The organism is Acinetobacter sp. B51(2017) (genome assembly GCF_003711395.1).
GTDB lineage: Bacteria > Pseudomonadota > Gammaproteobacteria > Pseudomonadales > Moraxellaceae > Acinetobacter.
The window spans coordinates 65,892-72,932 of sequence record NZ_PJRJ01000016.1; the positions used below are offsets into that span (position 1 = coordinate 65,892).

Genomic DNA, 7,041 nt, shown 5'->3' on the forward strand with positions numbered 1-7,041 from the left:
GAGGATGAATACTGTGAACTATTGGACAGGTTTTAGTTTGCTACTATTAACTTGGGCAGGGCTGCCACAGGTTAAAGCAGGCACGCCTGTCACAGGTTATATGATGCAAATTCAGATGACGCCCGCCATGTGTCATCTGAATATGAGTCAAAGCAAAAAGCGTAAATGTTTAGAAGGATACTCGCTCAATATCGTGGGCTTGTATCCTGAGCACATGTCGGAACGTTGTCGCACAACCTCATCTGCCATATTGCCACCTTTACAAGCCAAAGTCGTGGCGCGAGTGATGCCTGATGAACCAGCACGTTTGCAGCTGTGGCATAGCGTGGGTGGATGTGTGCCTATGAATGCCAGTCAATATTTTCGCGCTATTATTAACTATGCAGATCGTTTAAAAGTCCCAACGGATATTTCGCGCGCGGATACTTATCAAGTGTCTGCCAGTCATATTCAGCGTGAGTTTTTACGCTTAAATCCACAGCTTAATAGCAAAGCACTGCATTTTCACTGTCAAAGTCAACGTAACATCAGCTATTTAACCGAAGTACGGGTCTGTTATAACGCCAAAGGTCAATACAAGGCCTGCCCTCAGGCCTTGCAATCGAATTGTCCAACCCGTTATTACATAAAAGGCGCCTACTAGCTTTTTGGCTTAATTTATTTATATTTCCTATCATACTTTTGTGGAAATGGCTGCGCTTTTACATGCATCTGTCAAAGTATTGGAGTACAATCTTTGCCGTTTATGCTTATTAAGATTAAATAGAACAGCTATTTAATCATTATGACGATCCTCAATTGGAGATAATTACATGAAGCAACCTGTTCGCGTTGCCGTTACTGGCGCTGCTGGTCAAATCGGTTACAGCTTATTATTCCGTATCGCTAGCGGTGAAATGTTGGGTAAAGACCAACCAGTTATCCTTCAATTATTAGAAGTTCCTTTTGAGAAAGCTCAAGCTGCGCTTAAAGGCGTAATGATGGAACTTGACGACTGTGCTTTCCCATTATTGGCTGGCATGATCGGTACTGATGATCCTAAAGTTGCATTTAAAGATGCTGACTACGCGTTATTAGTTGGTTCACGTCCTCGTGGTCCTGGTATGGAACGTGCTGACCTTCTTAAAGTAAACGGTGAAATCTTCATCGGTCAAGGTCAAGCGCTGAACGAAGTTGCAAGCCGTGACGTTAAAGTTCTTGTTGTAGGTAACCCTGCGAACACGAATGCTTACATCGCAATGAAATCTGCTCCAGATCTTCCTGCTAAAAACTTCACAGCAATGTTACGTCTTGACCACAACCGTGCGTTAACTCAACTTGCTCAAAAAGCAAACGTTGCTGTATCTGACATTAAAACAATGACAGTTTGGGGTAACCACTCTCCAACAATGTATGCTGACTACCGTTTTGCAACTGTAAACGGCGAAAGCTTAAAAGACAAAATCAACGATGCTGAATGGAACAAAGATGTGTTCCTTCCAACTGTTGGTAAACGTGGTGCTGCGATCATCGAAGCGCGTGGTTTGTCTTCTGCTGCGTCTGCTGCAAACGCTGCAATCGACCATATGCGTGATTGGGCGCTTGGCACAAACGGCGAATGGGTAACTATGGGTATCCCTTCTGACGGTTCTTATGGTATTCCTGAAGGCGTAATGTTCGGTTTCCCTGTAACTTGCGAAAATGGCGAATACAAGATTGTTCAAGGTCTTGAAATCGACGAATTCAGCCGTGAGCGTATCAACTTCACGCTTAACGAGTTAGAAGAAGAACGTGCAGCAATTGCTGACATGGTGAAATAATTTAGTTTTAAACTAAGTTAGAAAAAAGCACTCCGTTTGGGGTGCTTTTTTTATGTACAAAAAATAACACCCTGCAAACGTGTTGTAGCTGACCATTTTCCTAAAGCCCGTTAGTGTAGAAACAAATACTCATCTTATAGGATAAGAACATGTTTGATGGACACCCAACTTTAGAATTACTGTTTGAACAACTGGGCTTAGACAGTAGTGAAGCTGCGATTGAGACCTTTATTGCCGATCATCAACTGGATCAAAATATGCCATTGCATAAAGCACCGTTTTGGAGCCAATCACAACATGACTTTATTATTAGTCACTGGAAAAAAGATGACGATTGGGCGATTGTAGTAGATGAACTGAACGCCTTATTACACCAAAATGATGGTGAGCAGGTCTAGCATGCATACCTATACAAATTGAAACAACAAACCTAGCCAATATGGCTAGGTTTTTTTGGGCTTTTCTTATAAGTTATATGCATAATAAATGACAAATAAATTGATAAGAGGCGCTAATTATGCAACACAAACCATCTTTAGAGCTGTTATTTTCGCAACTTGGGCTGGCCAATAGCCCAGCAGCCATCGAACTTTATGTGCGAACCCATCAGTTGCCAGCCGATGTGTCTTTACACGATGCGCATTTTTGGAATAAAGCACAGCGCTCGCTTCTCATTAGTCACCTCGTGCAAGATGATGATTGGGCGATTTGGGTAGATGAACTCAATCAGCAATTGCATATGGATGCCTATCGTCTACAAACTGCATAAAAAAACGCCTCAATTGAGGCGTTTTCTTTGCAATGATTGACGATCAAAAGCAACAGCAATCCAATTAATGCATTTTGGCTTTTAAGAGTTGCTGAAACCAATCCTGTTGACGATAGCTATCAAAACATGGGTGCTGTTGCATTAAGTCAAAATCAAAGTCTGGATGCTGACTATATTTGTTTAACCAATGACGTGTCATGGCAGGTTCTTCTTTGGCAGCCGAAGCATAAGCTAAGAAAAACAATACATCAGCATGTTCGGTATTGGTTAAAGCCTTCATAATTTGCTGAGTGATTAACGCATAGTGTTTTTCACGCGTGATCTCAAAAAACAACATATAGGCTTTGGCTAAATGTAAAGACAGTTTGATATACAAATTCATCTGCATTTCTTCAAACTCAATCCGTCCTTGCTCAAGCAATACAATCGCTTCTTGTAAGAAATGACGTTGTTCTTGACGTACGCGACTTAAAGTCACCAGCTGCAAACGTAGGTCACCACGTTCTAAGGCCAGTTCAGGGGTATTGCCTTGTAAAAACAATTGATCTGTTTCACCAATACGTTGAATAATTTGTTTGGTGGTCATACGCATTGGTTTTATCCTCAATTTGCTACTGTATGCAGCCTATTATGAGGCTAATTTTACAAATTTAAAGGCTTAAAAAATGGAGTTGTCACAGCGTAACCAAGCAGTAATCGAGAGACGTTGTTGCTTAGATTGCAAAACTTCATGCAATAAGTCACTTTGAAACAGGGCAATGCGGTTAGGTTTTGGTGCGATAATGTGCCATGCACCGTGTTTGTCTTGTAAGCGTAACTCACCGCCCCAGTCATCTTGCCAAGTTTCATGTAAATAAAACACACTTGAAATCATACGACCATTTTTACCTTGGGGATTGTCGCGGTGCAGCGCATAAAACTCACCTGCGTTATAACAGGCAAAATGTGCTTCTATATCATTAATCCCTAAATAGAAGGCACGGTTAAGTGCCTCGGAAAGTTGTCCTAGGGTTTGCGTGTGTTGATGAGAAACGGAAAATTCTGGTTTTAGCCATAAAATATGATCGCTACGAATATTGCTTACCACACCATTTTGAATGGCAGCCTGCCGAAATTCATCTAGATGTAGTAAGCATTCTTGTACCACAGCCTGTTGATAATCTTGTGTATAGGCTTGATCAATAATACTAAAACCGTGTTGATCTAAATCATCAAGGATTTGCTCAATGTTCCAATTCAGTAGGATTGCGGCTGCGTCCATATACAAACTCGCTATACATGATGAAAAAAGGTCAGCTATTCTAGAGCAATAATCGGCTCGGAAAGAAACACTTTTTCATGCTAAAATACGTGTTGATCTTAGGAATGAATGAAACATGAATTACCGACACCATTTCCATGCAGGCAACTTTGCCGATGTCATGAAGCACGTTTTATTGCTTCAGATTTTGACTCGCCTCAATCAAAAAGATAAGCCATATCGCTATATCGATACACATGGTGGTGCGGGTAAATATGATTTATCAACCTCAGCGGCACAAAAATCAGGTGAGTTTTTAAATGGTATTCACCGTTTAGTAAAGCTTGATGACTCGATTAAACGTAATGCACCTGAAGGTGTAAAACAGTATTTAGATATTGTTGAAAAAATGCGTGAAGGTTCTGGTAAAGGTGCTTACCCAGGTTCGCCGTGGTTTGCCTTAGAGGGCATGCGCGAAACAGATAAAGCCACAATTTTTGAAATGCAACGTGATGTATTCCAACAGTTGTATATGAATATTCGTGACAAACGCGCAGGTTTACATGAGCGTGATGCCTACGAAGGTTTATTGGGTGTGATTCCACCCAAAGAAAAACGTGGTTTAGTGATGATTGATCCACCTTACGAATTAGAACGTAAGGATTTTCCGCAATTGGTAGAGCTGATTGTTGCAGCTTACAAAAAATGGCCGACAGGCGTGTTTGCCATTTGGTATCCAATTAAAGATCGCGCCATGATTGAACGTTTTGAAAAGAAAATGTTTAAAACAGGTATTCGTCGTCAATTGGTGTGTGAAGTGTGTGTTTGGCCAGATGATACGCCAGTGGGCTTAAATGGCTGTGGTTTGTTGGTGATTAACCCACCTTGGAAATTCTCTGAAGATGCAGATGAAGCCTTACAATGGTTATTCCCACATTTACGTATGAACGAAAATGGTGGTCATGCTGCGGTACGTTGGTTAGTGGGCGAATAAGCACTCACCTGAGATTTAGTTAGAGAAAAATGGTTACAGTTAGGATAGAAAATAATGACCAATCAATCGAAGCCTGAGGGAGAATATAGTTCTCAAGATCACGATCATGATGGAATTACCTTTGAAGTGGTGGAAGAAGAACAAACTCAAGAAGGGCGCAAGGTTAAACGTCGTGGCATCTATCTGTGGCCAAATCTGATAACAACCGCAGCGTTGTTATCAGGCTTTTATTCTATTATTGCCAGTATGAATGGTGAATTCCAACAAGCGATTTATGCTATTTTTGTGGCGGCATTGCTGGATGGTTTAGATGGTCGTGTTGCCCGTGCCATTGGCGCACAAAGTGCCTTTGGTGAACAATTTGATTCATTGTCTGATTTATTGGCTTTTGGTGTTGCGCCAGCCATTTTAATGTATAGCTGGAGTTTAAATGACTTAGGTCGTTTAGGTTTGGCAGCATGTTTTGTATATACCGCTTGTGCAGCGTTTCGTTTAGCACGTTTTAACGTGCAAATTGGGGTAGTCGATAAACGCTACTTTATTGGTGTAGCCAGTCCTTTAGCGGCCATTATGATGGTCACTTTGGTTTGGGTTGGTTTAGATACCCCAGCAATCTTTGACTTAAGTGATATCGGGATACAAATTGTCAATGCTGTTGCTATAGTTGTAGCTGGTTTATTGATGATTTCTAATATCAAATATTATTCATTTAAAACTGTGGATCGTAAGCGTGTGCCATTTGCAGTGCTACCGCTTGCAGTGTTTATCCTTGCTGCGGTAACGTATAACATCCCCGTGGGTATTTTGGTGATCTCGGTCATTTATGCATTATCGGGTTTTGTGACCACATTTATGGCGAGAAAGAATCACCCCGCATAACAAGATGAGGAGCTTGATATGCAGTTGTTTCAGGATTTACTCGATCGTTCTAAACAATTCCATCAGGCTCCACCTCAGCCAACGATGCTGCATGCCCAACAAGGGCGTTATAAAATCATTCATCAAGCGGTTAAAATTCCCAATCTTCCTGCACCGCTGCATTATTTAAATTTCTATAGTTTAATTGGTCAGCCTCGCGCTCCGATTTTTCAGCAACCCCATCTACACATTGAGAAACCTTTACAGGTCGCGACTGTGCTTGCCAGTAGTAGTATGCACAGTGTAGGGCATTTTCATGCTTATGATATTCGGCAAGACTGCGTATTTAGCCCGCAGCAATTTCAATTTGCGAAGCGTGAACGGCTCACAGGTCAATTACCGCAATTAAAATTGCAAAGAGATGACGATGAACTGAGTTTTGACTTAAATATTCATAGCTTAGATTTGGTCAGCTATTTTTGTCAGTTACGTTGGTCATTAGGACAATATTGGTCATTGCCGTGTCAATGTCAGGGAACACTGACCTATAAAGATCAAAGCTACCAAATCGATCAGCTAGGGGTGTTGGAGCACGGACGCAGTATTGATTTTAGTTTATTACCTTTGGCTTTTTATGTTTATCAATTGATTCCGCTGAGTAATACGCAGCAGCTCATTGTGATGCAGTTACGTGATCAGTTTAATTCGATTTTATATTCACGTTTATATTTAAAAGATATCGCTACTCAGCAAGTGCAAATTTACGATAAAAACCTCTCTTTATATATCCAACGTGTCTACCCTGTCGTTAAAACCCCGAATGATCAAGCAATGTATTTGCCTAGGGTCTGGGGGTGGTCATTACAACAGTCTGATATGCATATAGAAATATGTACACAAAGCCGTGGTGATTTTAAATTTGGTTTAGCTGCGGGTTTTGTGGGCAGCTTTTGCTATCAAGTGCTGATCAATGGAGAAAAATTTGTAGGTGAACATGGTTATTGTGAATATGTAGATTGCCGCAGCCTTAAATACCAAGAGCTAAAACAAGAGCATACACAGTGCAATTTGGCTTACAATCCTACGGTGATCATCGCTAAGAAAGATAATTGATTATTTAATGCACAACTAACAACTTAAAATTATCTTTTTAACTGAAAGTACTTGCAAGCTCTTTAAATCTCTCTATAATGCTCATCCATCGGTAGCGAACGAGATTTGCTAACCGTCTTACTTCTGACGAAGAAGTAAGAAAATCATTAAGAGATTATGAAGAACAACTTGTGTGGATTTTTACTGGTTGATCAATCGAATATATTTTCATTGATAATTGGTAAGAATTTCTCGAAGTTTATTTGAGCAAATTTTTTGTCAGTAATTG

Annotated in this window: 9 protein-coding genes; 7 read left to right on the forward strand and 2 right to left on the reverse strand. The window is 40.7% G+C overall.

Annotated elements, in window-relative coordinates:
• Positions 1 to 4: 4 nt before the first annotated feature.
• From CYK47_RS09345 to CYK47_RS09360, 4 genes are all read left to right on the forward strand, one after another.
• Positions 5 to 643: a ribonuclease T2 family protein gene (locus CYK47_RS09345; protein WP_502697057.1), complete on the forward strand. Its 639-nt coding sequence runs from the start codon at positions 5 to 7 to the stop codon at positions 641 to 643.
• 169 nt (positions 644 to 812) lie between these two features.
• Complete coding sequence (locus CYK47_RS09350; protein ID WP_122901091.1) at positions 813 to 1,799, forward strand: malate dehydrogenase; 987 nt, start codon at positions 813 to 815, stop codon at positions 1,797 to 1,799.
• Between the two features lie 149 nt (positions 1,800 to 1,948).
• Positions 1,949 to 2,197 carry a DUF2789 family protein gene (locus CYK47_RS09355; RefSeq protein WP_122901093.1) on the forward strand — a complete coding sequence of 83 codons (249 nt, stop codon included), beginning with the start codon at positions 1,949 to 1,951 and terminating at the stop codon, positions 2,195 to 2,197.
• A 119-nt stretch (positions 2,198 to 2,316) separates the two neighbouring features.
• Positions 2,317 to 2,568: a DUF2789 family protein gene (locus CYK47_RS09360; RefSeq protein ID WP_122901095.1), complete on the forward strand. Its 252-nt coding sequence runs from the start codon at positions 2,317 to 2,319 to the stop codon at positions 2,566 to 2,568.
• A 64-nt stretch (positions 2,569 to 2,632) separates the two neighbouring features.
• Here the strand turns inward: CYK47_RS09360 and CYK47_RS09365 are convergent, their stop codons facing one another.
• Positions 2,633 to 3,160 (reverse strand): hypothetical protein, encoded by a 528-nt coding sequence (locus tag CYK47_RS09365; protein WP_122901097.1) that lies wholly within the window; start codon positions 3,158 to 3,160, stop codon positions 2,633 to 2,635.
• 66 nt (positions 3,161 to 3,226) lie between these two features.
• Positions 3,227 to 3,829 carry a 2OG-Fe(II) oxygenase gene (locus CYK47_RS09370; RefSeq protein WP_122901099.1) on the reverse strand — a complete coding sequence of 201 codons (603 nt, stop codon included), beginning with the start codon at positions 3,827 to 3,829 and terminating at the stop codon, positions 3,227 to 3,229.
• A gap of 115 nt (positions 3,830 to 3,944) precedes the next feature.
• On the opposite strand from CYK47_RS09370, the gene CYK47_RS09375 reads away from it, so the two are divergent.
• The 3 genes from CYK47_RS09375 to CYK47_RS09385 are packed head-to-tail and all read left to right on the forward strand — an operon-like array spanning position 3,945 to position 6,773.
• Complete coding sequence (locus CYK47_RS09375) at positions 3,945 to 4,802, forward strand: 23S rRNA (adenine(2030)-N(6))-methyltransferase RlmJ (RefSeq protein WP_122901101.1); 858 nt, start codon at positions 3,945 to 3,947, stop codon at positions 4,800 to 4,802.
• A 54-nt stretch (positions 4,803 to 4,856) separates the two neighbouring features.
• Positions 4,857 to 5,681: a CDP-diacylglycerol--serine O-phosphatidyltransferase gene (pssA, locus tag CYK47_RS09380; RefSeq protein ID WP_122901103.1), complete on the forward strand. Its 825-nt coding sequence runs from the start codon at positions 4,857 to 4,859 to the stop codon at positions 5,679 to 5,681.
• An 18-nt stretch (positions 5,682 to 5,699) separates the two neighbouring features.
• Positions 5,700 to 6,773: a DUF6670 family protein gene (locus CYK47_RS09385; RefSeq protein WP_122901105.1), complete on the forward strand. Its 1,074-nt coding sequence runs from the start codon at positions 5,700 to 5,702 to the stop codon at positions 6,771 to 6,773.
• The last annotated feature ends 268 nt before the right edge of the window (positions 6,774 to 7,041 follow it).